Raw genomic sequence first — 25,158 nt, 5'->3', positions numbered from 1 at the left:
GTTCGGCATAGCGCATCGCCCACGGCTCAGCGTTCGCGGGTCTCCGGGCCTGGGTCGATGAGTGCGTCGAGCGCGGCCTTGGGGCGTGACAGTGTCATCTCACGGACCCAGTTGCGTACGGTCAGGTAGGCGCCGGCATCAGAATCCGCCTCGAGGCCGACTGCGTCGATACCCTCGGCGACGCACAGGGCGACCGCACGGCGCAGGTGGAAGTCCTGCGTGACCACGATGGCCTTGTCGACCTGGAAGACGGACTTCGCGCGGGCGCAGGTGTTGTAGGTCGTCACCCCGAAGCGGTCGTCGGTGATCGCCCGGCCGTCGACTCCGTGGTCGACCAGGTACTTGCGCATCGCTGCGACCTCGTCGCCCCTGGTCGATGCTGCGTGCCCCGAGATCAGAACGCGCTGGGCGCGATGTTCCCGCACGACGGTCAGTGCGGTGTCGAGGCGTTCGCGTAGGTACACCGACGGCTCGCCGTCGCGCACGCGGTCTCCGAGCACGATCACCCACGGCCGGGTCGCGTCCGCGGATATGCGCGACCGGCTCTCCCAGTGCACCCATGCGCTGGAGGCCGCGACGATGACGATCACCACGACCACGGCGATCCGGATCAAGCGGCGCAACCGAGCGGACACCCGGCCGAGCGTAGCGGTCGTTCCGGGCGTGGGGAGGGGCCGATCACGCGCTCTGTCGTATGTACCGGTGCCTCAGGGCTCGGCTGGTCCGGGTACGTGAAGCCACGACGACTTGATCGAAGACGGGGCTAACGTCTAGCACCGTGGAGGATCGAAACCGTCGGGCTGCGGGCTTCGTGCTGACTCTGGACGAATTGCGGGCGATCACGGCATTCAACGTCGCGTGCGCAGAACTCGTCATCGATGTGTTCGAGGTCGCCGCACCGGATGACCCTCGTCCGCGCGTAGCCCTCGATGCGGCAGCCGCTTTCGCGGCGGGCGGCCCTCGCACGGGAACGCAACGGGTCACTGCGCTTGCTGCGCATCGTGCCGCCAAGGAGGTTGCGTCGGCGCCGGCACACGCTGCGATGTCGGCGGGCGACGCGGCTGCGTCCGGCTATCTGCACCCGTTGGCGGACGCTGCACAGGTCGGGCACATACTCCGCGGTCCGGCGCACTGTGTGCTGGCTCGGATGCAGTGCACCGACGCGCCGTCGAGCGAGGAGGCGATGGCAGCCGTGTTCGGGCTCGTCACAGCAACGGTTGTCGACGTTCTTCGGCGTTATCCACGGGCCGATGTGCGCGGGAAGGACGTATCGGTCGTGGTGAGTGAGCTCGATTCGAGGTTGCGGGCGGTCGATGCTCAGGAGGGAGCCGGATGACACGGGTCTCGGTTGTCGGGTGTTCGGGAGCGGGTAAGACGACGGTGGCTAAGCGGTTGGCTTCGGTGCTCGACAGCACGTTCATCGAACTCGATGCGCTGCACTGGGGCCCGGGCTGGAATGCGGCCACAGAGGTCGAGCTGGCAGAGCGTGTGATCGCCGTGATCGGCGGCGACAGCTGGGTCGTCGACGGCGATTATCAACGCAAGATGGGAACGATCGTCTGGGATAGGGCAGACGTCGTCGTCTGGATCGCCCCTCCTAGGTGGCGGGTGATGTGGCAGGTCCTGCGCCGCACAGTGGTTCGTGGGATATCCAGACAGGAGCTCTGGAATGGAAACCGCGAGAGCATCGGTGGTCTCATGTTCTGGCGAGGCGACCGTTCGTCTCTGACCTGGGCGTGGAGATCATATCCGCGAGTACAAGCGAGTTATGAAGCTGCGATGTCGGACCCGAGGTTCGCGCATCTGACCTTCCACCGGTTGCGCACTCGACGTGATGTCGACGACCTCGTACGTGCCATGGATGTTGCGCGATAGTCCACGCCTTGCGGCGCGGGCGGATGAATCCCGGTGCGCATAGTGTCTTGACAACTAAGGGTAGACTAAGTCGGTGGCTGAGGCGCGAGGCGACCATCCGATCATCGACCAGGCCCACCGCATCGCGGACGAAGTGCTTTTTCCCGCTGCGAACGAGGTGGACCAGACCGGCGTCGTTCCGCCGGAGCACTGGGATCTGTTGGCGCGCGAGGGTTTCTACGGTCTCGCGGGCAGCACGACAGCCTCGGGACTGGACTTCGCGGGGATAGCCGAGGTGCTCGAAGCGCTTGCGGGCGGGTGTCTTTCCACCACGTTCACTTGGATGCAGCACAACGGGGCGGTGATGTCGGTGCAGGCCACGGACAACGCGCCGTTACGCGAGGAGTATCTCGACGGCCTGGTCGCCGGCAGCGTCCGGGCGGGCGTGGCGTTCGCCGGCGCCCTGCCTACCCCGCCCAGGCTGTGGGCCACGAAGGTGCCCGAAGGATACGTCCTGGACGGCGAGGCGCCCTTCGTCAGCGGGTGGGGCGTTGTAGACGTGCTCCAGGTGTCGGCACGCGACCGTGCCGCCGAGGCGGAGGGTGGCGTGATCGTGTCGGGTCTGATCGACGCTCGCGCAGGCGAGCACCTGAGCGTCGACGAACTGAGACTCGTTGCTGGGCAGGGCACCAATACCGTCGGTCTACATTTCGACGCGTACCTTCTTCCGACTGAGCGGATCACCGGCTCGGCGCCACTGGGGCGATTCCAGGCGTTGCAGTCGTTCGGCTCACGGCTCAACGGTTGTGTGGCATGCGGGATCGCACGCAGGGCGATCAGACTGCTCGACGAGCGCGGCCGGACCGAGGCGGCGAGGTCCCTTCGTGGACAGCTGGAGCGCGTGCGGTCCGACCTCGACCGTGGGCTGGTGGACGCGACGACGCTACCCGCATCGCGTGCCGCGGCTGCAGACGTCGCATTGCGGGCGGCAGGCGCTTTGGTGGCCGCGACGGGGAGTTCTGCGGTGTTGGCCGGGCAGACCGCGCAGAGGCTTCTCCGCGAGGCGTGTTTCGCCCTGGTCGCTGCGAGCCGGCCAGACATGCGCTCGGAGCTGGAGTCTCTGCTCGCGCGGTGATCCTGCCGTGTCTCGCGAGGCCGAGTGCGCGCGCTGAGCTCCGGTATCGCGGCATGATGGCGGAATGTCGTTCCCAGACCTGCCAGAAGCTCTGATCGACGGTTTCGGGGTGCGTGCCGCACATCCGTTGTCCGGCGGGGATATCGCGCGGGCGTATCGCCTCGACACGGTCGACGGGCCGCTGTTCCTGAAGTGGCGGCCCGATGTCACGCCCGACCTGTTCGAGCGCGAGGCTGCCGGATTACGTGCCCTGCGTGCGCACCGTGGCGCTCTGATGGTTCCAGAAGTTCTGCGGGAGAACGGTTCCGGCCTGGTGCTCGAGTGGATCGAGAGCGGGGCGCCGTCGTCGACTACCGAGGTCGACTTCGGGCGTGGACTCGCGCACCTCCACGGCACGGTCGGCGATTCGTTCGGTTCCCTCGACGGCGCCCTGGCCGGGTATCTCGGCTCGGCGGAGGTGGACCTGACACCGTCCGCGGACTGGCCTGAGTTCTTCGTGTGGCGCAGGGTCGTACCACTGATCGACCGCGGCATCGGAGCAGGTGTCGTGCCTCGGGAGGCCCGCGACCTGATGGACCGTGTGGAACCGCGCGCCGCGGAGCTGTGCGGTCCGCCCGAACCGCCGTCGCTGGTGCACGGCGATCTGTGGGCGGGCAATCGGATGGTCGGCACCGGGGGACGGAACTGGCTCATCGACCCCGCCGCATACTGGGCGCACCGCGAGATCGACCTGGCGATGATGTCGCTGTTCGGCGGCTTCGGAGCGGTGTGTTTCGACGCCTACCACGAGGCGTTCCCGCTCGCCGACGGCTGGCGAGACCGCATCCGTTGGTATCAACTTCCACCGTTGTTGGTGCACGCCATATTGTTCGGTGGAGGCTACGGGGCGGCGGCGCTCAGCGTGCTCCGCCAGTACGCTCGGTGAGACGTCATAGCTGAACGGCCCGTGGGTGTCGCCGGATCCGGTCGCCGGTGCGCTATGCGTATGCCCCGTAATGGCCCGTTCGGGCGGATTCCGCCTATGTGACCAGCTCCCTTCAGGCCTCTCCTCGTGCATCGAGACACGATGCGGCAGAACGGTTCCCGCTTTCATTCCGATAGCCTGGGTCAATCGGGGTATCGGGGCGCGCATGCTGGACTATCGTCCAGTTGGTCGCCGAGTCTATGGAGGTAATCGCATGGGGCTGTCGAGGAAGGCGGGAATCGAGGAGATCGCCCGCAGGGCGACACGCACGCAGGCGGCGGCGGGCGTGTTCACAGAGGATCTCACCGTGGCGGTCCGGCGCCAGCTGGACGCGGCGTCGACGACCGCGGGGGACTTGGGCGCCGCCCTGACCAATGCACCGGCGAGGATCGCCGAGGGGCTGACGCAGCGCGGCGGCGACCTCGGCGGCGCTCTGACGAAACGCCTTCGGGACTTCGGCGGTCTCGGGCGGCTCGCGGACAGCGAGGATGCGGCGCCCGCATCGTCGTCGGAGGTTGCCCAGGGTGCGTCGCCTCAGTCACCCTCCGCTGCACCGCAGTCGCAGGGGCCGTCCGGTGCCGACCGGCCGCAGCAGGCGGACGAGAGCGCGGCGGGCGAATCGTCTCCGGAGGACCACGCGGCGCATGCGCCCGTGCCCACGTTGACGCACACCCCCGAGCTGTTGCTCGAGGGCTCGCATCGCGCACCGACGTTCTTCCTGCACGGCGAGGGCGTCGGCCACGAGACGGCGTACGACATGATCTCCAGCGAGCTCTGTCTCGACGGCAGCGCACGGCTGAATCTCGCCACCTTCTGCTCGACGCAGATGCCGGCGCTCGCGGATCGGCTGATGATCGAGACCGCACAGAAGAACATGATCGACAAGGACGAGTATCCGCAGACTGCCGAATTCGAGAATCGCTGTGTCAACATCATCTCCCGTCTCTGGAACTCGCCCGTGGGCGAGGAGGCCGTCGGGTGCTCGACCACCGGTTCGAGCGAGGCGGTCATGCTGGCCGGACTGGCGATGAAGTGGCGCTGGCGCGAGAAGATGCGTCGGCTCGGGAAGCCCACGGACAAGCCGAATCTGGTGACCGGCGCAAACGTCCAAGTGTGCTGGGAGAAGTTCATGCGCTACTGGGACGTCGAGATGCGGCTCGTCCCCATGGACCAGGACCATCTGTGCCTCACGGCAGAGCGGTTGCGAGACTTCGTGGACGAGAACACGATCGGTGTCGCTACCGTGCTCGGCTCCACCTTCGACGGGCGCTACGAACCGTTCGCTGAGATCGCCGCCGAGCTGGACCGTATCCAAGAAGATACGGGCCTCGACATCCCGCTCCACATCGACGCCGCGTCCGGAGGTTTCGTCGCACCCTTCATTCAGCCGGAGTTGGTGTGGGACTTCAGGATTCCACGGGTGTGCTCGATCAACGCGTCTGGACACAAGTACGGTCTCGTCTATCCCGGCGTCGGATGGGCGATCTGGCGCAGCCCCGAGTATCTGCCCGAGGAACTGGTGTTCCACGTGAACTACCTCGGCGGCGACATGCCGACGTTCTCGCTGAACTTCTCCCGGCCCGGAAGTCAGGTGGTCGCGCAGTACTTCATGTTCACCAGCCTGGGGTTCGAGGGGTATCGTCGGATCCAGCAGCACGCCAGCGACGTGGCGCAGTACCTTGCTGCCGAGATCGAGAAGATCGGCCCGTTCGAGCTGATCACTCGAGGGGCTGACCTGCCCGTGTTCGCTTTCAAGCTCAAGGATTCCGTGAAGAACTACACGGTCTTCGACGTATCCGATCGCCTTCGCGAACGTGGTTGGCAGGTGCCGGCTTACACCTTCCCGGCCGACCGTGAGGACCTCGCGGTGCTTCGCGTCGTCGTGCGCGCCGGGATGAATCTCGACATGGCCGATCTGCTCCTAGCCGACCTACGAAAGCACACTGCCAAGCTCGAGGCACTTCGTGCGCCGTTGCCATCGGTGCTGACCAGCGACGAGAAGGTCTTCGCCCACTGATCCTGCCGGAGGTGCGCCTAGTCCGCCAGTGACTGGGCAAGTCCGACGAGGACGCCTTCGGGCCCGCGCACGTAACAGAGTCGGTAGGCGTCCTCGAAGCGGACCACCTCGGTGCTGACGAGTTCCGTGCCGTGCGTGCGCAGGCGCTCGAGGGTGCCGTCCAAGTCGTCGACCTCGAACATCACGCGCAGGTAGCCCAGGGCGTTGACCGGGGCCGCCCGGTGGTCGGCGACGACGGCAGGCGAGAGGAAGCGCGACAGCTCGAGCCGCCCGTGGCCGTCGGGCGTACGCATCATCGCGATCTCGACGCGTTGATCGCCCAGGCCTGTCACCCGCCCTGCCCAGGGGCCCTCCACCATCGTCCGCCCTTCGAACTCGAGCCCCAGGTCGCGGAAGAACTCGATCACCGGGCCGAGGTCCTCGACGACGATGCCGACGTTGTCCATCCTCACGTTCATGGGGCCATCCTATGGAGGCGTCGTGGCGTTCGGGGTTAGCTTGTAGGTATGAAACCCGGTGACAAGGCCCCCGACTTCGAACTGCCCGACCAGGACGGCAACCTACGGAAGCTGAGCGACCTGCTCGCGGCCGGGCCGGTGGCGCTGTTCTTCTACCCGGCTGCATTCACGCCTGGCTGCACCAAGGAGGCATGCCACTTCCGGGATCTGGCAACGGAATTCGCGAATGCCGGCGTGCAGCGCGTGGGTATCAGCAGGGACGCGGTAGGTAAGCAGCAGGAGTGGACCGCCAAACACGGCCTGGACTACCCGTTGCTGGCCGACGTCGACGGTGCAGTGGCGTCCGCCTTCGGCGTGCGTCGCGACGGGCTGCTCAAGCTGGCTGGAATGCCCACGAAAAGAACGACGTTCGCGATCCGCCCAGACGGCACGGTGGCCGATGTCATCGCGTCCGAGGTCAACATGCAGGTCCATGCCGATCGTGCTCTCGCTGCGCTGACCCCTCGGGGCTGATGGGTCGATCAACCACCGCCGCAACGGCTTCGATCTCGACTAGCTGATCGTCGTATCCTAAGACCGTGACGCCTAGCAGGGTGCTGGGCGGGTCGTATTCGCCGAACGACTCCCGCACCACGTTCCACGCGGCCACCAGATCTGCCTGCCGCGATGAGGCCACGAGCACCCGGGTACCGATCACGTCACGGATCGTCGCGCCCGCCGCTGCCAACGCGGCGGACATCGTCCCGAAGCAGGCCCTCGCCTGCCCGGCGTAGTCGCCGACCGCAACTGTCGCGCCGTCGCCGTCGAGCGGGCAGGCGCCCGCCAGGAAGATCATCCGCGCGTCCTTCGGTGCTGTGGCCGCGTACGCGTACTCGGCGACGTCGGCGAGGGCGGTGGCGCGGATCAGCTGGACGGCACGTGGCATGCCCGCAATCCTCTCAGACCGGGCCGCAATCGTTCTCGTTCGACTCCGGATCGGGACGTCTCGGCGCGTGGCGAGACATACTGAATCCCATGGGCACTCTGACCTTCACCGCGACGATGTCGATCGACGGCTATGTCAACGACGCGGCGGGCGACTTCCAATGGTCCGGACCGCGTGACGACGTCTTCGCGCTCCACATCGAACGGATGAAGGGGGTATCGGTCGAGGTGCTCGGGCGCAGGACTTATGAGTTGATGCAGTACTGGCAGAAACATCCGGACCAGGGCCCGGAGGCGGATCTGGAGTTCGCGCGGCGCTGGCGCGCGATCGACAAGGTGGTCGCATCGTCGACCCTTGCCGCAGACGGCCTCGGCTCGCCCCGTGACCGCCTCGTCGCCGATCTCGACCTGGACGAGCTGCGCCGCATCGTGGACGACGCGACCGGCGCGGTCGAGATCTTCGGGCCCACCGTCGCCGCCACGGCGATCCGGGCGGGCCTCGTCGAGGACTATCACTTCTTCGTCGTCCCCATGGTCGTCGGTGGCGGGACGCGGGCCCTGCCCGACGACGTCCGGCTCGAGCTGCGGCTCGCCGAACACAGGATCTTCGGCAACGGGCTCGCGTACCTGCATTACACGACCGACTAGGCTCCGTGCTCGACGACCCAGTCGAGTAGCGGCCGCGTCTGCCGCCAATGCTTGCGGATCCGGTCGACGAGGGCGGGGGAGCCGATTATCTCGCCGAACCCGTAGTCGCGGGAGGCGACCAGCGACCTGTGGCGCAGCAGCTCGATCCGCGGGTGGCCGGTATCCCAGCCTCGGGGTGCGGTCTTGAGGGTGTCGCCGCCGATCTCCCAGCCCTGGCGCCGCAGCTTCGCGATGACCTGTTCGAGGGCGGGGCCGTGCCGTTCGTCATCGATCGCCCGGCGCAGGAAGGCGAGCCGGTCCGCGTTCGCCTCGTAGAAGCCCGCGCCGACGCGGACGCCCGCAGCGCCCAGCTGGACGTAGTACCCGGTCGCCGGGCCGACCGCGACGAATGCGCCCTGATGGGTCTTGTACGGGGTCTTGTCCTTCGAGAACCGCACGTCACGGTACGGCCGGAAGATCTTGGCGGCCCCGAACTCGTCGGCCAGATCGTCCAGTAGGGCTGTCATCGGCGCTGCCACCGCGGTGCGGTACACCTCCTTGTGCGCCTCCCAGAACGTCTTCGAGTTGTCGACCTCGAGGTCGTCGTAGAAGTCGAGCGCAGCCTCGGGGAAACCGGTGAAGCCCATGGCGCCGAGGCTACCGCTACGTCCCTCCAAGCGACCGGGGTGGCTGAACCGGCCATTGCTGTGGACACTGGTGGGATAGGCACAGCGAGGCGAAGGAGCCCTCATGGCGGACAACGACAGACCGTTCGGATTCGGACCCGGCGACTTCGACGACTTCGCGCGCGAGGCCCGCGATATCGTCGGCCGTTTCGTGGGCAGCCAGGTCGGGCGGGAAGCGTTCTCGGGGCTGTTCAACGAGCCCAAGCCGCGCCCGCGGCCGGAGCCCGAGACCACAGGCGAGACCGGGGACGGGGTATGGGCCGTCATCGCCACCGACGACGACGGTGGCGCCCGTGTCGAGCAGGTCTTCAAGACAGAGCTCGACGCCCTACGCGCGCACCAGCACAACACCGACACCAAGCGTCGCGTCCGGTTCCTCCCCTACGGTATCCCGGTCAGCGCACTCGACGACTGATTCACGCGAAGACCGCTGCGTACTCACGTAGCGCGGAACCGTCGCCGGGCACACCCGCGAATCCGACGTAGCCGTCGGGACGCACGACGAACAGTCCGTCCGTAGGTGTGTAGGTGGGCGCCGACGGCGTACGCAACACCGCGAGCCGCTCGGTCGGCGAGGGTAGCGGCTCGTCCGTCCCGACGGCGATGACGGTGGCGTGCGGCCCACGGAAGGCGTCGAAGAACGTCTCCCGGCCGTAGGCGCCGTCGGGAGCGCGGTCCCCGGCGCGTAGCGGGCCGCCGCGGGCGGCGAAACCGTCTGTCTCGACGGACAATCGACTCCATCGATATCCGATGGCCAGTTGTTGACCGTCCTCCTGCGGCGTGATGAAGTGGGTCGCGTCGGCGCTCGTCATGTTGCCGGCCATCTCTTCGAGCCCGCGGTTGCTGACGCCGAGTGTCCACTGCGCCACGGGGATGCGCTCCTCGGCGTAGGTGTCGAGCAGCGCCGCATCGGCGCCCGCTAGTACGGCGGCGATCTTCCAACCCAGGTTGTACGCGTCCTGGATCCCGGTGTTCATTCCGAGCCCGCCTGCCGGGGAGTGCACGTGTGCCGCGTCGCCGGCCAGGAACACGCGATCGGACCGGAACCGATCGGCGAGCCGGACATTCACGCGCCATCGGGACGTCCACGCAGGCGCGGACAGACGGATGCCGTCACCGGCCACGGTGTCGATCGCGTCCTGTAGCCGCGGGAGGCTCGGTTCCGGAAGGTCGGTACCGTCCACGAACCACGACCAAAGGGCGCCCTGGAACTGCCAGATGTCCGTGCACCGGAACGGGCACAGCGCAACGAAGCCGCGCTCGGGATGGTTCCACTGGTACCAGCGGTCGGGCGTCAACCCGTCGACGCGGACGTCCGCGATGAGTAGCGCCTGCGGGCCGCCGTGTCCCTCGAAGGTGGCGCCGATCCAGTCGCGGGCGTCGCTTCGGCCGCCGGTGCAGGCGATGACGTACCGGACCTGCTCCGCAGTCCCTCCGCTGGTCACCTCCACGTGCTCGCCCTGCTGCTCGACGGAGGTTGCGGCGAGACCGTATTCGACGTGGATTCCGAACTCGCCCAGCCGATCCCGGAGTATCTGCTCCGTTCTCCACTGCGGCAGCAGCAGCCCGGACTCGTACGGGCGATCGGCGGTGGGCACCGCGGCGGCGAGCGGGTCCTCGTCGGAGCGGATCTCGCCGCTGGAGGTCACCCGGACCGGGAGATGCCGGAACCCGGACTCCACCAACCTATCCGCTATGCCGAGGTCGTCGAACACCTCCTGCGTGCGGGCGGTGACGCCCTTGCCGCGAGAACCCTCGAACGGGCCGTCGGAGCGGTCGATGATGCGGACATGCACGCCACGGCGCGCGAGTTCGAGGGCGGCGGTGAGACCGGTGGGCCCGGCTCCGATCACGAGGACGTCGGTCACCACAGCCACCGTACGCGTGTGTGTCGATCTCCGTCGCGCTCGATCGTCACCACTGTGCCCCGCCCCTGGGGCACAGTGGACACCAGGAGGAACCATGCAATACGCGCTTCTGCTCAACAATGCCGAGCCCGCCGAGGGGGAGGTACCTACCGAGACCCTGCTGCAGATGCAGCGGGCCATGTCCGACTACACGGCCGCTCTGCATGCCGCCGGGGTGTTCGTGGGCGCGGAGATTCTGGAATCCCCGGCCCGTACGGTAACCGTGACCCGCCGCGAGGGCGACCTGCGTGTGCAGGACGGCCCCTTCGCGGACACCCGCGAGGCCCTGGCGGGCGTCTTCATCCTCGATGTGCCGGACCGGGACGCCGCGATCGCGTGGGCCGAGAAGTGCCCGGCCACGCAGTACGCGGTGCTGGAGGTCCGCAAGGTGACGGCGGCGTGTGAGGCCGGGGTCTGGAACACCGCGGCCTGCACGGACTGACGAGCACGGACTGATGCGCACGGAAGGCGAGATGCGGGCGGAGGCCGCAGCCCGCACCTCGTACGGCCGGCTATTAGCGCTGCTTGCGGCTCGAACCCATGACGTTGCCGCAGCCGAGGATGCGCTTGCCGATGCCTTCGAGCGTGCGCTCACCCGCTGGCCCGTCGACGGCGTGCCGCGCGAACCCGACGCGTGGCTACTGACGGTGGCGCGGAATCGCCAGCGGGACAGGTGGAAGTCGGCGGCCGAGCGGACGTCGGTGCCGCTGGCAGACGAGCACGACGGCGAGGCGGGCGCCGCGCTGCCGGATCGCCGCCTCGAGCTACTGCTGGTCTGTGCGCATCCGGGGATAGCGCAGGCCGGTGTGCCGCTGATGCTCAACGCTGTACTGGGATTCACCGCCGAGCAGATAGGTGCCGCGTTCCTGATCCCGACCGCGACGATGGCCGCCCGTCTCACCCGCGCCAAGAAGCGCATCCGGAGCGCCCGCATACCGTTCGAGATTCCCGACGGCGCAGCGCTTCCCGAGCGCCTCGATCCGGTGCTCGAGGCGGTGTACGGCGCGTACAGCATCGAGTGGCCGACTCCTCCGCGCGAGCGTCACGCCTTGCTGCTCGGGCTCGCGGAGACGATCACCGAGGCAGCCCCCGCCAGCGCCGAGGCCCACGGACTAGCCGCGCTGCTCTACCTGTCCAGCGCGCGGCTGCCGGCCCGGATCCACGACGGTCGATATGTTCCGCTGCCGCGGCAGGATCCGCAGCTGTGGGATCGAGACCTGATCGCCGCCGCGCACCGTCGCCTTCGCCGCGCACATGCGCTGGGCGACCTCGGCCGATTCCAGCTGGAGGCTGCCATCGGGGCGGTGCACTGCGCGAGAGAACCCGGCGCGCAGCCGGACTGGCCGACCCTGCGTCGGCTGTACGAGCACCTGCAGGCCATCGCGCCGACAGGTGGCGGCGCCGTCGCACTCGCCGCCGTGACCGCCGAGACCGATGGTGCGGCGGCCGGGCTCGCCGCGCTCGACGCCGTCGAGGGCGCCGAACGGCTGCAGCCCGCCTGGGCGCTGCGTGCCCACCTGCTCGACCGGCTCGATGAACCGGCAGCGAAGGACGCCTACGCCAAGGCGATCTCCTTGACCACGGATCCCGCGGAGCGGGAGTATCTCGCCGGGCGCTGAAGCCCTCGGCGGAAGTGCTATCCGCGCAGACGGGCGACCGTCGCGACGTACTTCTCCTTGGCCGCATCGGAGGAGGTGCCGGAGAGTGCGGCCCACGCGTCGAACTTGGCGCGGCCCACCATGTCCAGGCGACCGGGGCGCTTGCCCGTCGCGTCGCCCTTGGTGGCCTGCTTGAACGTCGAGTACAGCGTTAGCAGGTCCTCGTTGGACGGCTTGCTGGTCAGCTTCTTCACGTCCTCCTGGGCGAACGCGAACTTGTCGTCTAACTCGGACATCGGCACTCCTGGCGTCTTCGGGAAGCGGTCGCGTCCACCGTAGCCCGGTGCTGCGCGGCGTCGGCGTGCGCACCGTCGAATAGGCCTGGTCGTCGTCAGCGCTGGTCAAGGTGCTCACACCCGATACATGTCGGCTGCGCCCGGATCGTCTCGAGCGGATCGTCCCGACGGTACCGTGACCCGACCGCGCGGCACGGCCTGTCCGATTCGAGGAGAGGGTTACCTACAATCGCGGGTATGGCACGACGATCGCGGTTCCGCTGGGCCTGGTGGGTACTGGCGTACGTGTCGCTGGGGCTGGGCATCGTGGGGATCGTGCTGCCCGGGCTGCCGACGGTGCCGTTCATCCTCCTGGCCGCTTTCGCCGCGTCGCGCGGTTCGGAACGCCTGCACCAGCGGCTCATGAGCGATCCGCGCTTCGGTCCGATGATCCGCGACTGGCGGGAACACGGCGCGGTCAGCCGCCGCGCGAAGCTGATGGCGGTGTCGACGATGGCCGTCTGCGCGGTGATCCTCTGGCTGGTGAGCCCGCTGTGGTGGACCGCGGCCCTGGCCACGGCGATCATGGCCTGCACGGGCACGTGGCTGTGGTTCCGTCCGGAACCACCCGCCGCGCCCGACTCGGAAGCCGCGGCCGGATCCTGACTCCGGTGGCCGCCCAGTATTCGAGATCGGCCCTGCCGCGCGAAGCCCGCGAAAGTTAGGCTGTCTGAGTTCGATTCCCAGGTCTGCGAGAGGTGTGTTGATGAGCGGTTCGGCGAATATCGGTGTCGTAGGGCTGGCGGTGATGGGCTCGAACCTCGCCCGCAACCTCGCGTCGCGTGAGGGCAACAAGGTCGCGGTGTACAACCGAACCTACTCCCGCACAGAGGAACTGGTGAAGGAGCATCCCGAGGCGGGATTCGTCGCCTCGGAGTCCATCGACGACTTCGTGGCATCGCTGGCGAAGCCGCGTACCGCGATCATCATGGTGCAGGCGGGCAAGGGGACCGACGCCGTTATCGAGCAACTGCTGGAGCGGTTCGAGCCCGGCGACATCATCGTCGACGGCGGCAACGCCAACTTCCAGGACACCATCGCGCGCGAGGCGCGTATCGCGCCCACCGGCATCCACTTCGTCGGTACCGGCATCTCCGGCGGCGAGGAGGGCGCCCTCAACGGACCGTCGATCATGCCCGGCGGATCCGCCGAGTCCTACGAGACACTAGGCCCGATCCTCGCGTCCATTGCTGCGGTCGCCGAGGGCGAGCCGTGCGTCACCCACGTCGGCACCGACGGCGCCGGACACTTCGTCAAGATGATCCACAACGGCATCGAATACGCCGATATGGAACTCATCGGCGAGGCCTACGACCTCCTCCGCCACGTCGGCCGTCTGGAGCCCGCGCAGATCGCGGACGTCTTCACCGAGTGGAACGCCGGACCTCTCAACAGCTACCTCATCGAGATCACTGCCGAGGTGCTGCGCCATGTCGACGCCAAGACGGGTAAGCCGCTCGTCGACGTCGTCGTCGACGAGGCCGGCAGCAAGGGCACCGGTGTGTGGACCGTGCAGAACTCGCTCGATCTGGGTGTTCCCGTCGGCGGCGTCGCGGAGGCCGTGTTCGCGCGCGCCGTGTCGTCGAAGCGTGCCCAGCGCGACGGTGTCGCGGGGCTCCGCCTGGCCCGGCCCGCGATCCCGGCAGCTCCCGACGGCTTCGTCGACGACGTGGCGAAGGCGCTCTACGCTTCGAAGGTCGTCGCGTACGCGCAGGGATTCGACGCGATCATCGCGGGCGCCGAGAAGTACGGGTGGAACGTCGACAAGGGTGCGATCGCGAAGATCTGGCGCGGCGGCTGCATCATCCGCGCGCAGTTCCTCAACGTTCTCGCCGACGCGTACGAGCAGAACCCGGATATGGCGACGCTACTCGAGGCGCCGTACTTCGCGCAGGCCATCGCCGACGGTCAGGACGCGTGGCGCCGCGTGGTCATCACCGCGACGCAGGCCGGCGTACCGATCCCGGGTTTCTCGGCGGCGCTGAGCTACTTCGACTCGCTGTCCGTCGACCGCCTGCCTGCGGCGCTCGTGCAGGGGCAGCGCGACTTCTTCGGTGCGCACACCTACCGCCGCGTCGACGGTCCCGGCGTCTTCCACACGCTGTGGTCCGGCGATCGTTCGGAGGTCCAGACGTCCTGATCACAGATGATCGTGGTCCGGTTCTCGGCCGTAGACGGACAGCGTCGCCGTCACGGCGGCGCGCTACCTCGGCGGCCGAGAAGTGGACCATGGGTCGCGGGTGGCGCGTAGCGTTGGGTCATGAGTGAGTCGACGATCGTGATCATCGGAGCGGGGCTGGCCGGCGCGAAGGCAGCGGAGGCGCTACGGGACAAGGGGTTCGACGGAAGGCTGGTGCTGATCGGTGCTGAGGCCGATCGGCCTTATGAGCGGCCGCCGCTGTCCAAGGACTATCTGATGGGCAAGGCAGACCGGGACAAGGCGTTCGTACACGATGCGGACTGGTATGCCGCGCACAATGTGGAGCTGCGGACCGGCACGAGGGTGACGGCTATCGACCCCGCCGTGAAGACCGTGTCGGTGGAGTCCGGCGACCCGATCTCCTACGACAGCCTCATCCTCGCGACGGGCGCCCGTGCCCGCGAGTTCCCAGGCGTGCCGCGCGAAGGTACTCGCGGTCACTACCTCAGGACCTTCGAGGACTCGGACCGGCTGCGTGCGACCTTCGCGGAGGCGAAGCGGATCGTGGTGGTCGGCGGGGGCTGGATCGGGCTCGAGGCCACGGCAGCGGCGCGCGAGGCGGGCGTCGAGGTGACGGTGGTAGAGCCCGAACCGCTTCCGCTGGTGCGCATCCTGGGCACCGATGTCGCACAGATCTTCGCGGATCTCCATGAGCGGCACGGGGTCACGCTCCGGACGGGCGTGAAGGTCGACAGTATCGACACGACCACCGGCACGGTCGTGCTCGAGGGCGGGGAGGAATTGGAGGCCGACGCGGTCGTCGTCGGCATCGGTGCGATCCCGGACACCGACCTGGCTGAGCAGGCGGGCCTCACGGTCTCGAACGGCGTCGAGGTCGACGCGCACCTGCGCACATCCGATCCGAGCATCTTCGCGGTCGGCGACATCGCGAACGCCGAGAACCCGGCGGTAGGGAAGCGAATCCGCGTTGAACACTGGGCTAATGCGCTCAACCAGCCCGCTGTCGCCGCGGCGAACGCACTCGGCGGTGACGAGGTCTACGATCGTCAGCCCTATTTCTTCACCGACCAGTACGACCTCGGTATGGAGTACACGGGATACGCGGACGGCTCGTACGACACGGTGCTCCGGGGCGATGTCGCAAAGCTCGAGTTCCTCGCCTTCTGGCTGCAGGACGGGAAGGTGACGGCGGCGATGAACGTCAATATCTGGGACCAGGGCGACGCGATCAAGGAGCTCATCTCCTCGGGCCGCGCTGTCGATACCGCCAAGCTCGCAGATCCCACGGTGCCGCTCGGCGAGGTCTAGGAGCCGCGTCCGCGGGCTCGCCCTCAGCGGCCGAGTCCCGCAATCACATCCGCCGCGCGCTCTGCGGATGTGATTGCGGAGCGCGTGTCGCCGGCGAAGAACGCCGCGAGCCGGGCAGTCGCGTGATGGAACTGCACGTCGATCACGTTCGATCATCGAATGAGTCGTTCTATTATCGAGGGGCGTGTTAGCGGGATCACAATTAGCGCAATACCCGCCAGCCTCCAGGAGGGCCTCATGGCTGATGAACAGAACGCTGATGAACAGAACACCGAGAAGTCGTCGCGCTACGCGAGGAACGTCGACGGGGCCACGGAGATAGCCACCGATTCGCTCGAAGGCTCTTCCAAGATCGTCAAGAGTGCGGCCCGGATCCTCAAGGGCGACGTGGGCGGGGGTGTGGCGGGCATCGTCGAGGGAGCCTCACAGATCGCGGCGAAGGCCGCGTCCAAGGGAACGCGGTTGCTGACGGACAATGTGGTCGATACGCACCGGGATGTGCTCCAGGCCGCGGACGGCGTGGTCGACAAGGTCGAAGACCGTCGGCTAGAGAAGTCCGAGCGGAAGCTCGACGGGGCGCGCGGATCCCTGCCTGACCGGCCCGACGGTGCCGCGGGTGACGACGGCGGTCAGGTCACCCCACCTGCTCCCCAGTAGAGCACCTCGAGTGCGACCGCGACGTGCGCGCCCGACTCCTCCAGCGGTGCGGGTAACAGCTCCTGTGCACGGGATATCCTGCGCAGCACGGTGTTCCGGTGCGTATACAGCCGTTCCGCGGTGCGTGAGGCGTTGTACTGCTCCCTGATATACATCGCCACTGTGCGGCGTAGCTCGGCGTCTGCTGCGGCGAGCCCGCCCAGCGTCCTCCGTACGAACCGCCCCGCGGCCTCGGGATCCGATGTGATCAGCGCGACGAGTTCGACCTCGCTGAACTGTGCCACCTGCTCCGTCGACCGCAGGCGCGCGAGCATGCGCTGAGTCGTGAGTGCGTCCAGGTGGCTGCGGCGGAAGCCGTCGGCGCCGTCGGCCGCGGGGCCGAGGGCGACGCGCACGTCGGGGTGGCCCTCGACGGCGGCACGTACGGGCGCGAGGTCGAGGTCGTCGGCCGGGACCCACACCCAGCGGGTCGCACCGCTCGCCAGGATGCTCAGCGGGCGAGCGCCGGAGGCGCGGCCGAGCGCCTCGGATACCCGGTCGAGTACGCGCGCGTCCCCGCCTGGGGCGCCGTCGGACCAGGCGATCGCGGCGATGTGGCGGCGATCGAGGCGGTAGCCGAGACGCTCTTCGGCGCGGTCTGGGGGGATCGGCGCCCCGTCCAGCAGCAGGGTGACTGCGGCGAGTCGGTCGGCGTGCGCGCCTCGTGTGAGGTCGTGGCGCTCGCTCCGGATCTGCTGTTCGAGCGCCGCGAGCGTGGCGTCGACGAACGTGGAGATCGACGCGGTCGTGATGTCGAGGAGTTCGCGCAGTTCGGCAGGGTCGTCGGTGAGGCTGAACGCGATCTGGATCCAGAAGCGCAGTGCGACCGTCTGGCCCACGCGGTACGCGTCGAGGGCGCGCTCATCGAGTCCCCGACGCACGATGTCGCGGGCGATCGCGAGGGGTTCGGCGCCCACGTTCGCGGCGACGGGTGCGCCGGGATCCCGGACGTTGGCAGCGGCCCAGTGCAGGAGGTTCGCGCTGTTGCTGCGGCTCGCGGCGGCGGCGAGGTCGGGATCCGATGCGAGCACCGGGGCCGCGGCGAGGACGGCCTCGTCGAGTGCGCCCTTCCACTCGACCGGCGGGGACAGTGCGAGCTGTGCTCCCGTGCGGATCAACTCGCGGACGCGCGGGGACGGTGACTGCCACTCCATTAGGCCAAGGTAGCGGCTCTTGGTGCACCATGCACCATCTGATGATGGATGTGGGGCGGTGCGGCCCTATCGTCGGCGGCGTGCGGCGCGGACCATAGAGGTATCAACGCGAGGAGTAACCCATGACATCGCAGTCCAGCACCTCCGTCGAGCACCTCGACGTCCTCATCGTCGGCGCCGGCATATCCGGTATCGGCGCTGCCTCCTACCTGCAGCGAGAGCGCCCAGGCACCACGTTCGCCGTGCTCGAGGCACGTGGCGCCACCGGCGGCACCTGGGATCTGTTCCGGTATCCGGGCATCCGATCCGACTCCGATCTGCACACCTTCGGCTACGAATTCAAGCCGTGGCAGGACGAGGACGCCATCGCGGCCGGCGACAAGATCCTCGCCTACGTCCGCGAGACCGCCACCGAGAACGGCGTCGACGAGCACATCCGTCTCCACCACCGCGTGGTCGGCGCCGAGTGGTCCACCGGCGACGCCCGCTGGTACGTAGACATCGACCGCGGTGACACCGGCGAGCGGATCCGTCTCAGTGCGGGCTGGATCTTCTCGGCCGGCGGGTACTACCGCTACGACGAGGGATATACGCCGCACTTCGAGGGGCGCGACCGTTTCCAGGGCACGATCGTGCATCCGCAGCACTGGCCCGAGGACCTCGATTACGCGGGCAAGCGCGTCGTCGTGATCGGCAGTGGCGCGACGGCAGTGACGCTGATACCCGCCATGGCGGACGAGGCCGGGCACGTGACCATGCTGCAGCGCTCGCCTACGTACATCCTTCCGGTGCCCTCGCAGGATCCGATCGCGAACCTGCTCAAGCGAGTCGTCGGACTCGAACGCGGCTATGCGCTGACCCGGCGCAAGAACATCGTGCAGCAGCGCATCGTCTACCAGCTCTGCCAGCGGTTCCCCGGTCCCGCGCGAAAGGTGTTGCGCCATCTGAACGCCCGTGCGTTGCCGGAGGACTACCCGGTCGACGTGCATTTCAATCCGGCCTACAACCCATGGGACCAGCGTCTGTGCACCGTCCCGAACGGCGACCTGTTCAAGGCGATCCGGAGCGGTGACGCCTCCGTGGTGACCGGCCGCATCGCGACGTTCACCGAGACCGGGATCGAACTGGAATCGGGGGAGCACCTCGACGCCGACATCATCGTCACCGCGACGGGGCTGAATCTGCAGCCGTTCGGCGGGGTACCCCTCGTCGTCGACGGCGAGCCCGTCGATTTGCACCAGACCGTCGCCTACAAGGGCATGATGCTGTCCGGCGTGCCCAATCTCGCCTTCGCCATCGGGTACACGAACTCGTCGTGGACCCTCAAGATCGGCCTGCTGTGCGAGCATTTCTGCCGACTGCTGGAACATATGGAGGATCAGGGGTACGACACGTGCCGGGCCGAGCTCGACGATCCGGGCATGGAGACGCGTCCGCTGCTCGACTTCGGTGCCGGGTATGTCCAGCGGTCGCTCGACCGGCTGCCGCGTCAGGGCACCGAGGCGCCGTGGCTGATGTCGATGAGCTACGCCGCGGACGCGAAGCTCCTGCGCTCGGGCGAGGTCGCCGACCGGCGTCTGCGGTTCGGCACGGCCCGCGAGCGGGTCGCGGTATGAGCGCGTTCGCAGGGAAGGTCGCAGTCGTCACCGGCGCCGGCTCGGGTATCGGCGCGGCGCTCGCGGCCGGGCTCGCCGAGCGGGGCGCGCGCCTGGCGCTGAGTGACGTGGATGCCGAGGGATTGGGGCGCACCGTAGCCTCACTGGGCGGTACCGATGCGCACACCCGCGTCCTCGACGTCACGGATCGCGACGCCGTCGAGCGGTATGCCGCCGACGTGGCTGAGCACTACGGTGTCGTGCACCAGGTCTACAACAACGCCGGCATCGCACCCGTCGCCGGAAGTGTGCTCACCACCTCGTACGAGGACTACGAGCGCGTGATCGGCGTGAACCTGTGGGGCGTGCTGCACGGCACCAAGGCGTTCCTGCCGCACCTCATCGCGTCGGGCGACGGGCATCTGGTCAACGTGTCCAGCCTGAACGGCTACATGGCGCAAGCCGGGCTGAGTGCTTACTGCACAACGAAGTTCGGGGTGCGGGGTTTTACCGAGTCGGTGCGGTCCGACATGCTCGCGGCCGGCTTGCCGGTCGCCGTCACCGTGGTGCACCCCGGTGGGGTCAAGACGAACATCGCCACCTCGGGGCTGGCGGCACGCGGCGACGACGCGGGCGCCGCCGAGCGGGCCGCCGTGGACGCCTACAACGCCAAGCTGCTGAAGATGGCGCCGACCGACGCCGTCCGGATCATCCTCGACGGCGTGGCGAAGAAGAAGGCGCGGGTGCTCGTTGGGAATGACGCGCGGAGCGTCGATGTCCTGGTGCGGCTCCTGCCCTCGCTCTACCCGCGTCTCGTCAACCGCATGATGGCGCGCGTGATGGGTGACTCCGCGATGGAGCTGGCCCGCAGGCACTAGATTCACCAGCATGGGTCTCGACCGCACGATCCTGGATGTAACCCCGACGACGGTGCGCGAGGCGTGCGGAGTCATGGCGCGCGCATTCGCCGACGATCCGGTGGTGCGGTGGGTGCAGCCGCGTCGTCTGCAGGCCGCCGACGTGCTGCTGTTCCGTGCGATGTACGCGTCGATGCACGGTGCGCCGGGGTCGGCGCACCTCGTTCGGGATCGCGGTGTCGCGGTGGGCGCCGCATTCTGGGACCCGCCCGGATACGAGCCGCCGCCCGTGATGCAGCTGTTGGCGTTGCCGCCGCTCGCGTTGGCGGTACGGACCGGCTCGGTGCGCGGAGCGCGGCTCGTGATGCGCATGCTGGAGCTGCGCCCGGCGGAACCGCACTGGTATCTCTCGACCCTCGGCGCTGTGACACCTGGGCGGGGTATCGGCACGGCTCTACTCCGGCACGGTCTCGACCGCGTCGAGGGGCCCGCCTACCTGGAGAGCAGCAACCCTCGCAACCTCCCGCTGTACGAACGCTTCGGATTCGAGGTCACGGGCGAGGTGAGCATCGCCGGAAGCCCGCCGCTCGCCGCCATGTACCGCCCCGGGTAGAGGTCGACGGGTACTGCGTACCGGCCGATAGTCCTGTGTAGTAGTAGCTTTCGGTACACTCGGTTGATTACTTGGATGTCCAAGTATATGGTGATGGGGAACACAGTACTAGGCGACGGGATGGGTTGATGGTGAGTACGAGGACGATTCCGCACTTCGTCGACGGGCGCCGGGTCGAGGGAGCGGGGCGCACCGCGGATGTGATGGACCCCAGCACCGGACAGGTGCAGGCGACGGTTCCGATGGCGACCGCGGACGAGGTGGACGCGGCCGTGCGCACAGCGGCGCAGGCGCAGCGGGAGTGGGCCGCCTTCAATCCGCAGCGCCGCGCGCGCGTCCTGATGAAGTTCATCGACCTGGTCGGCCAGAACATGGACGAGCTCGCCGGGTTGCTCTCCTCCGAGCACGGCAAGACGATCGCAGACGCGCGCGGTGACATCCAACGCGGCATCGAGGTCATCGAGTTCTCGGTCGGCATCCCGCATCTACTCAAGGGCGAGTACACCGAGGGTGCAGGCGCCGGTATCGATGTGTACTCGCTGCGCCAGCCCCTCGGGGTGGTCGCCGGCATCACGCCGTTCAACTTCCCGGGCATGATCCCGCTGTGGAAGGCTGGGCCGGCCCTGGCCTGTGGCAATGCGTTCGTCCTCAAGCCCTCCGAGCGGGACCCCTCGGTCCCGGTGCGGCTCGCCGAACTGTTCACGGCGGCAGGCCTGCCCGACGGCGTGTTCCAGGTGGTGCACGGCGACAAGGAGGCCGTCGACGCGATCCTCACGCATCCGGAGATCAAGGCGGTCGGCTTCGTCGGGAGCTCGGATATCGCGCAGTACATCTACGAGACCGCTGCGGCGAACGGCAAGCGCAGCCAGTGCTTCGGCGGTGCGAAGAACCACATGGTGATCCTCCCGGATGCCGATCTCGACCAGGCCGTGGATGCCCTGATCGGCGCCGGGTACGGCTCGGCGGGCGAGCGCTGCATGGCGATCTCCGTGGCGGTCCCGGTGGGTGAGGAGACGGCGAATCGCCTGCGGGAGCGCCTCGTCGAGCGCATCGCCCACCTTCGGGTGGGGCATAGCCACGACCCGAAGGCCGACTACGGGCCGCTCGTCTCGGCAGCCGCGCTCGAGCGCGTGAAGGGCTACATCGCCGCCGGTGTCGACGCCGGGGCAGAGCTGGTGGTCGATGGGCGCGAGAAATCAAGCGACGAGATGTCTTTCGGTGATGCAGACCTCTCGGACGGCTACTTCATAGGTCCGACGCTATTCGACCACGTGACGTCCGACATGTCGATCTACACCGACGAGATCTTCGGCCCGGTGCTCGTGATCGTGCGGGCGCAGGACTACGAGGAGGCCCTCCGACTGCCGAGTGAGCACGAGTACGGCAACGGGGTGGCGATCTTCACCCGCGACGGCGACGCGGCACGCGACTTCACCTCACGTGTGCAGGTCGGCATGGTGGGCGTCAATGTGCCCATCCCGGTCCCGGTGGCCTACCACACGTTCGGTGGCTGGAAGCGTTCCGGCTTCGGCGACCTGAACCAGCACGGACCGGCGTCGATCATGTTCTACACCAAGGTCAAGACAGTGACTTCGCGCTGGCCCTCGGGTATCAAGGACGGCGCCGAGTTCTCCATCCCGACGATGCACTAGGAGCGCCTGACACATGCCGTATCCCAACCTCTCGGGCGACGAGCGCGACATCGTCGAGACAGCCCGCGATTTCGCGCGGAAGCGCCTGGCGCCCAGTGCACTCGAGTGGGATGAGACGAAGCACTTCCCGGTCGACGAGATGCGCGAGGCCGCCGGCCTCGGCATGGCCGCGATCTACACCCGCGAAGACGTCGGGGGCTCGGGTCTGCGCCGCATCGACGGTGTCCGCATCTTCGAGGAGCTCGCCAAGGGCGACCCCGTGACAGCGGCCTTCCTGTCGATCCACAACATGTGCACGTGGATGATCGACACCTATGGCACCGAGGACCAGCGCAAGGTGTGGATCCCCAGGCTCGCGACCATGGAGCTGCTGGCCAGCTACTGCTTGACGGAGCCGAATGCCGGGTCGGACGCGGCGGCTCTGTCGACACGGGCCGAGCGTGACGGCGATTCGTACGTCCTCACGGGCACCAAGCAGTTCATCTCCGGGGGCGGCGCTTCCGACGTGTACGTCGTCATGGCGCGCACGGGCGTCGACGGTCCCCGCGGGATATCGACGTTCATCGTCGAGAAGGGCAGCGAGGGACTGTCTTTCGGTCCTCCCGAACAGAAGATGGGCTGGAACAGCCAGCCCACGACGCAGGTGGTCATGGATCGCGTGCGCGTACCGGCCGAGAACATGCTGGGCGGCGACGACGGCGCCGGCACGGGTTTCGGGATCGCGATGAACGGGCTCAACGGCGGGCGCCTCAACATCGCCGCCTGCTCCATGGGTGGTGCGCAAGCCGCGTACGACCTTGCGCTGCGGTACATGAGCGAGCGTGAGGCGTTCGGACACAAGCTGATCGAGGAGCCGACCATCCGGTTCACGCTGGCCGATATGGCTACCGGGCTCGAGGCGTCGCGGCTGATGCTGTGGCGCGCGGCGGCGGCCCTCGACGACAACGATCCCGACAAGGTCGAGCTGTGCGCCATGGCGAAGCGCTTCGTCACCGAGACCTGCTATGGCGTGGCTGACTCCGCCCTCCAGTTGCACGGTGGATACGGCTACCTCCATGAGACCGGGGTCGAGAAGATCGTCCGCGACCTCCGGGTGAACCGGATACTGGAGGGCACCAACGAGATCATGCGGATGGTCATCGGCCGAGCCGAGGCGGTACGCGTGAGCGGGCGATGAGCGGATGACCACGGGAGGCGTGAGATGAGCACTATCGGATTCCTCGGGCTGGGACATATGGGCGGTCCTATGGCGAAGAACCTTGTGGCCGAGGGGCATTCGGTGACCGGGTTCGATCCCGTACCCGCGGCGCAGGAGACGGCACGGGCGAACGGCGTCACGGTCGTGTCCTCCGCGGTCGAAGCGGTGACGGGCGTCGACGCTGTGATCACGATGCTGCCCCACGGCGCGGCAGTGAAGGAGTGCTACTCCGAGATCCTGTCCGCTGCCACGGCAGGGACATTGCTCGTCGACAGCTCCACGATCTCCGTCGATGACGCCCGTGAGGTACACGCGCGGGCGGTCGCTGCGGGCTGCCTGCAGGTGGATGCGCCGGTGTCGGGCGGAGTCAAGGGCGCGGACGCGGGCACCCTCGCGTTCATGGTGGGCGGCGAGGACGCCGCGTTCGCCGCGGCGCAGCCGATCCTGGAACCCATGGCGGGCAAGGTGATCCACTGCGGCGGGCCCGGCAACGGGCAGGCGGCCAAGGTCTGTAACAACATGATCCTCGCGGCGCAGCAGATCGTGGTGGGCGAGGCGTTCGTGCTCGCAGAGAAGCTCGGCCTGAAGGACCAGGCGTTGTACGACGTCGTGACCGGTGCCACCGGCAACTGCTGGGCCCTGCACACCAACTGCCCTGTGCCCGGGCCGGTGCCCGGGGCGCCTTCCGGCAACGGTTTCCAGCCGGGCTTCGCCACGTCGCTGATGAACAAGGACCTCGGCCTGGCTATGGACGCCGTGGCGTCGACCGGGGCCACTGCACCGATCGGCTCGCACGCCGCGGACCTGTATAGGGCGTTCGCGGCAGATCACGGTGGTCTGGACTTCAGTGCAATAATCTCGACCTTGAGATGAGTAGTCCCGAGGAGCGGTCCGACCCCATCGCGCTCGCGCGCGCCAATTGGGAGAACGCCGGGTGGGGCGGCGATATCGCCGTCGGCATGGAGGCGGTCACCTCGGTGATGCGCGCGCACCAGATCATGCTGGGCCGGATCGAGCACGTACTCAAGCCTTTCCGACTCACCTTCGCGCGCTTCGAACTCCTGCGCCTGCTCGCGTTCAGCCGGCGCGGCGCGCTGCCCATCTCCCGCGCGAGCGCGCGCCTGCAGGTGCACGTGTCCTCGGTGACGCACGCGATCGATCGGCTGGAGGACGCGGGCCTCGTCGAACGCCTGCCGCACCCCACCGACGGGCGGACCACCCTCGTGGCCCTCACCGCCGACGGGCGCCACGTCGTGGAGGAGGCCACGCTCGCCGTCAACGACGTGTTCGCGGAGTTCGGCTCGGAGCTCGGGTCCACGGGCGGCGGTGCGCTCGTAGACTCCCTGCGCGTGCTTCGGCGCGCCAACGGGGACTTCTGATACGCATGCAGACGGGCGAGAGGCGACAGGATAGCGTCAG

The 25,158-nt window shown here is 68.0% G+C and carries 29 protein-coding genes; 21 read left to right on the top strand and 8 right to left on the bottom strand.

All coding sequences use genetic code 11. The features are described from left to right. Positions 1-26 precede the first annotated feature (26 nt). The gene (locus tag P0W64_RS06620; RefSeq protein WP_275479288.1) at positions 27-635 is read right to left on the bottom strand and encodes an ElyC/SanA/YdcF family protein; all 609 of its coding nucleotides are present in this window, start codon (positions 633-635) and stop codon (positions 27-29) included. A gap of 143 nt (positions 636-778) precedes the next feature. Between P0W64_RS06620 and P0W64_RS06615 the strand changes: the two genes are divergently transcribed. The 5 genes from P0W64_RS06615 to P0W64_RS06595 all read left to right on the top strand — a co-directional run bounded on the left by P0W64_RS06615 (position 779) and on the right by P0W64_RS06595 (position 5,970). Further along, complete coding sequence (locus P0W64_RS06615; RefSeq protein WP_275479287.1) at positions 779-1,336, top strand: putative immunity protein; 558 nt, start codon at positions 779-781, stop codon at positions 1,334-1,336. Next, complete coding sequence (locus P0W64_RS06610) at positions 1,333-1,875, top strand: hypothetical protein (RefSeq protein ID WP_275479286.1); 543 nt, start codon at positions 1,333-1,335, stop codon at positions 1,873-1,875. The genes P0W64_RS06615 and P0W64_RS06610 overlap by 4 nt, the downstream gene beginning before the upstream one ends. Positions 1,876-1,948: 73 nt before the next feature. Beyond that, a complete protein-coding gene (locus P0W64_RS06605) occupies positions 1,949-2,989 on the top strand; it encodes an acyl-CoA dehydrogenase family protein (protein WP_275479285.1) in 1,041 nt (346 codons plus the stop codon). A 64-nt stretch (positions 2,990-3,053) separates the two neighbouring features. Continuing rightward, positions 3,054-3,914 (top strand): fructosamine kinase family protein, encoded by an 861-nt coding sequence (locus P0W64_RS06600; protein WP_275479284.1) that lies wholly within the window; start codon positions 3,054-3,056, stop codon positions 3,912-3,914. 253 nt (positions 3,915-4,167) lie between these two features. Beyond that, a complete protein-coding gene (locus P0W64_RS06595) occupies positions 4,168-5,970 on the top strand; it encodes a glutamate decarboxylase (protein ID WP_275479283.1) in 1,803 nt (600 codons plus the stop codon). Between the two features lie 17 nt (positions 5,971-5,987). Here P0W64_RS06595 and P0W64_RS06590 read toward each other — a convergent pair whose 3' ends face one another. Then, positions 5,988-6,428 carry a VOC family protein gene (locus tag P0W64_RS06590; RefSeq protein ID WP_275479282.1) on the bottom strand — a complete coding sequence of 147 codons (441 nt, stop codon included), beginning with the start codon at positions 6,426-6,428 and terminating at the stop codon, positions 5,988-5,990. A gap of 48 nt (positions 6,429-6,476) precedes the next feature. On the opposite strand from P0W64_RS06590, the gene P0W64_RS06585 reads away from it, so the two are divergent. Next, positions 6,477-6,941, top strand: coding sequence for a peroxiredoxin (locus P0W64_RS06585; RefSeq protein ID WP_275479281.1), 465 nt, complete (start codon positions 6,477-6,479; stop codon positions 6,939-6,941). On the opposite strand, the gene P0W64_RS06580 is transcribed toward P0W64_RS06585, so the two are convergent. Then, positions 6,886-7,353: a Rid family hydrolase gene (locus tag P0W64_RS06580; RefSeq protein WP_275479280.1), complete on the bottom strand. Its 468-nt coding sequence runs from the start codon at positions 7,351-7,353 to the stop codon at positions 6,886-6,888. The two genes, P0W64_RS06585 and P0W64_RS06580, sit on opposite strands and share 56 nt — an antisense overlap. A gap of 89 nt (positions 7,354-7,442) precedes the next feature. Here P0W64_RS06580 and P0W64_RS06575 point away from each other — a divergent pair, with 89 nt between their 5' ends. Beyond that, positions 7,443-8,000, top strand: coding sequence for a dihydrofolate reductase family protein (locus tag P0W64_RS06575; protein ID WP_275479279.1), 558 nt, complete (start codon positions 7,443-7,445; stop codon positions 7,998-8,000). Here the strand turns inward: P0W64_RS06575 and P0W64_RS06570 are convergent. Continuing rightward, on the bottom strand, positions 7,997-8,626 hold the full coding sequence (locus P0W64_RS06570; RefSeq protein WP_275479278.1) for a DUF2461 domain-containing protein: 630 nt from the start codon (positions 8,624-8,626) through the stop codon (positions 7,997-7,999). The genes P0W64_RS06575 and P0W64_RS06570 overlap by 4 nt on opposite strands. Before the next feature lie 103 nt (positions 8,627-8,729). Here P0W64_RS06570 and P0W64_RS06565 point away from each other — a divergent pair, with 103 nt between their 5' ends. Then, the gene (locus tag P0W64_RS06565) at positions 8,730-9,080 is read left to right on the top strand and encodes a hypothetical protein (RefSeq protein ID WP_275479277.1); all 351 of its coding nucleotides are present in this window, start codon (positions 8,730-8,732) and stop codon (positions 9,078-9,080) included. Between the two features lies 1 nt (position 9,081). On the opposite strand, the gene P0W64_RS06560 is transcribed toward P0W64_RS06565, so the two are convergent. Beyond that, positions 9,082-10,629, bottom strand: coding sequence for an FAD-dependent oxidoreductase (locus P0W64_RS06560; RefSeq protein ID WP_343232841.1), 1,548 nt, complete (start codon positions 10,627-10,629; stop codon positions 9,082-9,084). Between P0W64_RS06560 and P0W64_RS06555 the strand changes: the two genes are divergently transcribed. Together P0W64_RS06555 and P0W64_RS06550 are read left to right on the top strand one after the other, a co-directional pair. Further along, positions 10,628-11,014: a YciI family protein gene (locus tag P0W64_RS06555; RefSeq protein ID WP_275479275.1), complete on the top strand. Its 387-nt coding sequence runs from the start codon at positions 10,628-10,630 to the stop codon at positions 11,012-11,014. The genes P0W64_RS06560 and P0W64_RS06555 overlap by 2 nt on opposite strands. 13 nt (positions 11,015-11,027) lie before the next feature. Then, entirely contained in the window at positions 11,028-12,191 is a 1,164-nt protein-coding gene (locus tag P0W64_RS06550) for a DUF6596 domain-containing protein (RefSeq protein ID WP_275479274.1), read from the top strand. A 17-nt stretch (positions 12,192-12,208) separates the two neighbouring features. Here the strand turns inward: P0W64_RS06550 and P0W64_RS06545 are convergent, their stop codons facing one another. Further along, positions 12,209-12,466 carry an acyl-CoA-binding protein gene (locus P0W64_RS06545; RefSeq protein ID WP_275479273.1) on the bottom strand — a complete coding sequence of 86 codons (258 nt, stop codon included), beginning with the start codon at positions 12,464-12,466 and terminating at the stop codon, positions 12,209-12,211. 237 nt (positions 12,467-12,703) lie between these two features. Between P0W64_RS06545 and P0W64_RS06540 the strand changes: the two genes are divergently transcribed. From P0W64_RS06540 to P0W64_RS06530, 3 genes are all read left to right on the top strand, one after another. Then, positions 12,704-13,111, top strand: a complete 408-nt coding sequence (locus P0W64_RS06540; RefSeq protein WP_275479272.1) for a YbaN family protein — start codon at positions 12,704-12,706, stop codon at positions 13,109-13,111. A gap of 100 nt (positions 13,112-13,211) precedes the next feature. Then, positions 13,212-14,645 carry an NADP-dependent phosphogluconate dehydrogenase gene (gene gndA, locus P0W64_RS06535; RefSeq protein ID WP_275479271.1) on the top strand — a complete coding sequence of 478 codons (1,434 nt, stop codon included), beginning with the start codon at positions 13,212-13,214 and terminating at the stop codon, positions 14,643-14,645. Between the two features lie 120 nt (positions 14,646-14,765). Further along, on the top strand, positions 14,766-15,974 hold the full coding sequence (locus P0W64_RS06530; protein WP_275479270.1) for an FAD-dependent oxidoreductase: 1,209 nt from the start codon (positions 14,766-14,768) through the stop codon (positions 15,972-15,974). 23 nt (positions 15,975-15,997) lie between these two features. Here P0W64_RS06530 and P0W64_RS06525 read toward each other — a convergent pair whose 3' ends face one another. Then, positions 15,998-16,120 (bottom strand): hypothetical protein, encoded by a 123-nt coding sequence (locus tag P0W64_RS06525; RefSeq protein WP_275479269.1) that lies wholly within the window; start codon positions 16,118-16,120, stop codon positions 15,998-16,000. Positions 16,121-16,211: 91 nt separating this feature from the next. Here P0W64_RS06525 and P0W64_RS06520 point away from each other — a divergent pair, with 91 nt between their 5' ends. Next, a complete protein-coding gene (locus tag P0W64_RS06520) occupies positions 16,212-16,631 on the top strand; it encodes a hypothetical protein (protein WP_275479268.1) in 420 nt (139 codons plus the stop codon). Here P0W64_RS06520 and P0W64_RS06515 read toward each other — a convergent pair. Beyond that, complete coding sequence (locus P0W64_RS06515) at positions 16,604-17,824, bottom strand: PucR family transcriptional regulator (protein ID WP_275479267.1); 1,221 nt, start codon at positions 17,822-17,824, stop codon at positions 16,604-16,606. The two genes, P0W64_RS06520 and P0W64_RS06515, sit on opposite strands and share 28 nt — an antisense overlap. Positions 17,825-17,946: 122 nt before the next feature. Here P0W64_RS06515 and P0W64_RS06510 point away from each other — a divergent pair, with 122 nt between their 5' ends. From P0W64_RS06510 to P0W64_RS06480, 7 genes are all read left to right on the top strand, one after another. Further along, complete coding sequence (locus P0W64_RS06510) at positions 17,947-19,440, top strand: NAD(P)/FAD-dependent oxidoreductase (RefSeq protein ID WP_275479266.1); 1,494 nt, start codon at positions 17,947-17,949, stop codon at positions 19,438-19,440. Then, positions 19,437-20,297, top strand: coding sequence for an SDR family NAD(P)-dependent oxidoreductase (locus tag P0W64_RS06505; protein ID WP_275479265.1), 861 nt, complete (start codon positions 19,437-19,439; stop codon positions 20,295-20,297). The genes P0W64_RS06510 and P0W64_RS06505 overlap by 4 nt, the downstream gene beginning before the upstream one ends. A gap of 10 nt (positions 20,298-20,307) precedes the next feature. Beyond that, positions 20,308-20,889, top strand: coding sequence for a GNAT family N-acetyltransferase (locus P0W64_RS06500; RefSeq protein WP_275479264.1), 582 nt, complete (start codon positions 20,308-20,310; stop codon positions 20,887-20,889). A gap of 128 nt (positions 20,890-21,017) precedes the next feature. After that, on the top strand, positions 21,018-22,541 hold the full coding sequence (locus tag P0W64_RS06495; protein WP_275479263.1) for a CoA-acylating methylmalonate-semialdehyde dehydrogenase: 1,524 nt from the start codon (positions 21,018-21,020) through the stop codon (positions 22,539-22,541). A 13-nt stretch (positions 22,542-22,554) separates the two neighbouring features. Next, the gene (locus tag P0W64_RS06490) at positions 22,555-23,718 is read left to right on the top strand and encodes an acyl-CoA dehydrogenase family protein (RefSeq protein WP_275479262.1); all 1,164 of its coding nucleotides are present in this window, start codon (positions 22,555-22,557) and stop codon (positions 23,716-23,718) included. A gap of 24 nt (positions 23,719-23,742) precedes the next feature. Next, positions 23,743-24,612, top strand: coding sequence for a 3-hydroxyisobutyrate dehydrogenase (mmsB, locus tag P0W64_RS06485; RefSeq protein ID WP_275479261.1), 870 nt, complete (start codon positions 23,743-23,745; stop codon positions 24,610-24,612). Further along, positions 24,609-25,118 (top strand): MarR family transcriptional regulator, encoded by a 510-nt coding sequence (locus P0W64_RS06480; RefSeq protein ID WP_275479260.1) that lies wholly within the window; start codon positions 24,609-24,611, stop codon positions 25,116-25,118. The genes mmsB and P0W64_RS06480 overlap by 4 nt, the downstream gene beginning before the upstream one ends. The last annotated feature ends 40 nt before the right edge of the window (positions 25,119-25,158 follow it).

The sequence above is a fragment of the Tsukamurella sp. 8F genome (assembly GCF_029167375.1).
Classification (GTDB): domain Bacteria; phylum Actinomycetota; class Actinomycetes; order Mycobacteriales; family Mycobacteriaceae; genus Tsukamurella.
Note: the sequence above shows the minus strand (reverse complement) of the source record. Positions and strands in the feature narration are given on the sequence as shown.

What these genes read in the sequence shown, in the direction of transcription:
- P0W64_RS06580 (WP_275479280.1), bottom strand. Translation starts at nt 7,353, where the DNA reads ATGCCACGTGCCGTCCAGCTGATCCGCGCCACCGCCCTCGCCGACGTC.
- gndA (WP_275479271.1), top strand. Translation starts at nt 13,212, where the DNA reads ATGAGCGGTTCGGCGAATATCGGTGTCGTAGGGCTGGCGGTGATGGGC.
- P0W64_RS06500 (WP_275479264.1), top strand. Translation starts at nt 20,308, where the DNA reads ATGGGTCTCGACCGCACGATCCTGGATGTAACCCCGACGACGGTGCGC.
- P0W64_RS06545 (WP_275479273.1), bottom strand. Translation starts at nt 12,466, where the DNA reads ATGTCCGAGTTAGACGACAAGTTCGCGTTCGCCCAGGAGGACGTGAAG.
- P0W64_RS06495 (WP_275479263.1), top strand. Translation starts at nt 21,018, where the DNA reads ATGGTGAGTACGAGGACGATTCCGCACTTCGTCGACGGGCGCCGGGTC.
- P0W64_RS06570 (WP_275479278.1), bottom strand. Translation starts at nt 8,626, where the DNA reads ATGGGCTTCACCGGTTTCCCCGAGGCTGCGCTCGACTTCTACGACGAC.
- P0W64_RS06505 (WP_275479265.1), top strand. Translation starts at nt 19,437, where the DNA reads ATGAGCGCGTTCGCAGGGAAGGTCGCAGTCGTCACCGGCGCCGGCTCG.
- P0W64_RS06540 (WP_275479272.1), top strand. Translation starts at nt 12,704, where the DNA reads ATGGCACGACGATCGCGGTTCCGCTGGGCCTGGTGGGTACTGGCGTAC.
- P0W64_RS06550 (WP_275479274.1), top strand. Translation starts at nt 11,028, where the DNA reads ATGCGCACGGAAGGCGAGATGCGGGCGGAGGCCGCAGCCCGCACCTCG.
- P0W64_RS06520 (WP_275479268.1), top strand. Translation starts at nt 16,212, where the DNA reads ATGGCTGATGAACAGAACGCTGATGAACAGAACACCGAGAAGTCGTCG.
- P0W64_RS06490 (WP_275479262.1), top strand. Translation starts at nt 22,555, where the DNA reads ATGCCGTATCCCAACCTCTCGGGCGACGAGCGCGACATCGTCGAGACA.
- mmsB (WP_275479261.1), top strand. Translation starts at nt 23,743, where the DNA reads ATGAGCACTATCGGATTCCTCGGGCTGGGACATATGGGCGGTCCTATG.
- P0W64_RS06480 (WP_275479260.1), top strand. Translation starts at nt 24,609, where the DNA reads ATGAGTAGTCCCGAGGAGCGGTCCGACCCCATCGCGCTCGCGCGCGCC.
- P0W64_RS06565 (WP_275479277.1), top strand. Translation starts at nt 8,730, where the DNA reads ATGGCGGACAACGACAGACCGTTCGGATTCGGACCCGGCGACTTCGAC.
- P0W64_RS06515 (WP_275479267.1), bottom strand. Translation starts at nt 17,824, where the DNA reads ATGGAGTGGCAGTCACCGTCCCCGCGCGTCCGCGAGTTGATCCGCACG.
- P0W64_RS06610 (WP_275479286.1), top strand. Translation starts at nt 1,333, where the DNA reads ATGACACGGGTCTCGGTTGTCGGGTGTTCGGGAGCGGGTAAGACGACG.
- P0W64_RS06555 (WP_275479275.1), top strand. Translation starts at nt 10,628, where the DNA reads ATGCAATACGCGCTTCTGCTCAACAATGCCGAGCCCGCCGAGGGGGAG.
- P0W64_RS06595 (WP_275479283.1), top strand. Translation starts at nt 4,168, where the DNA reads ATGGGGCTGTCGAGGAAGGCGGGAATCGAGGAGATCGCCCGCAGGGCG.
- P0W64_RS06530 (WP_275479270.1), top strand. Translation starts at nt 14,766, where the DNA reads ATGAGTGAGTCGACGATCGTGATCATCGGAGCGGGGCTGGCCGGCGCG.
- P0W64_RS06590 (WP_275479282.1), bottom strand. Translation starts at nt 6,428, where the DNA reads ATGAACGTGAGGATGGACAACGTCGGCATCGTCGTCGAGGACCTCGGC.
- P0W64_RS06575 (WP_275479279.1), top strand. Translation starts at nt 7,443, where the DNA reads ATGGGCACTCTGACCTTCACCGCGACGATGTCGATCGACGGCTATGTC.
- P0W64_RS06600 (WP_275479284.1), top strand. Translation starts at nt 3,054, where the DNA reads ATGTCGTTCCCAGACCTGCCAGAAGCTCTGATCGACGGTTTCGGGGTG.
- P0W64_RS06585 (WP_275479281.1), top strand. Translation starts at nt 6,477, where the DNA reads ATGAAACCCGGTGACAAGGCCCCCGACTTCGAACTGCCCGACCAGGAC.
- P0W64_RS06510 (WP_275479266.1), top strand. Translation starts at nt 17,947, where the DNA reads ATGACATCGCAGTCCAGCACCTCCGTCGAGCACCTCGACGTCCTCATC.
- P0W64_RS06560 (WP_343232841.1), bottom strand. Translation starts at nt 10,629, where the DNA reads ATGGTTCCTCCTGGTGTCCACTGTGCCCCAGGGGCGGGGCACAGTGGT.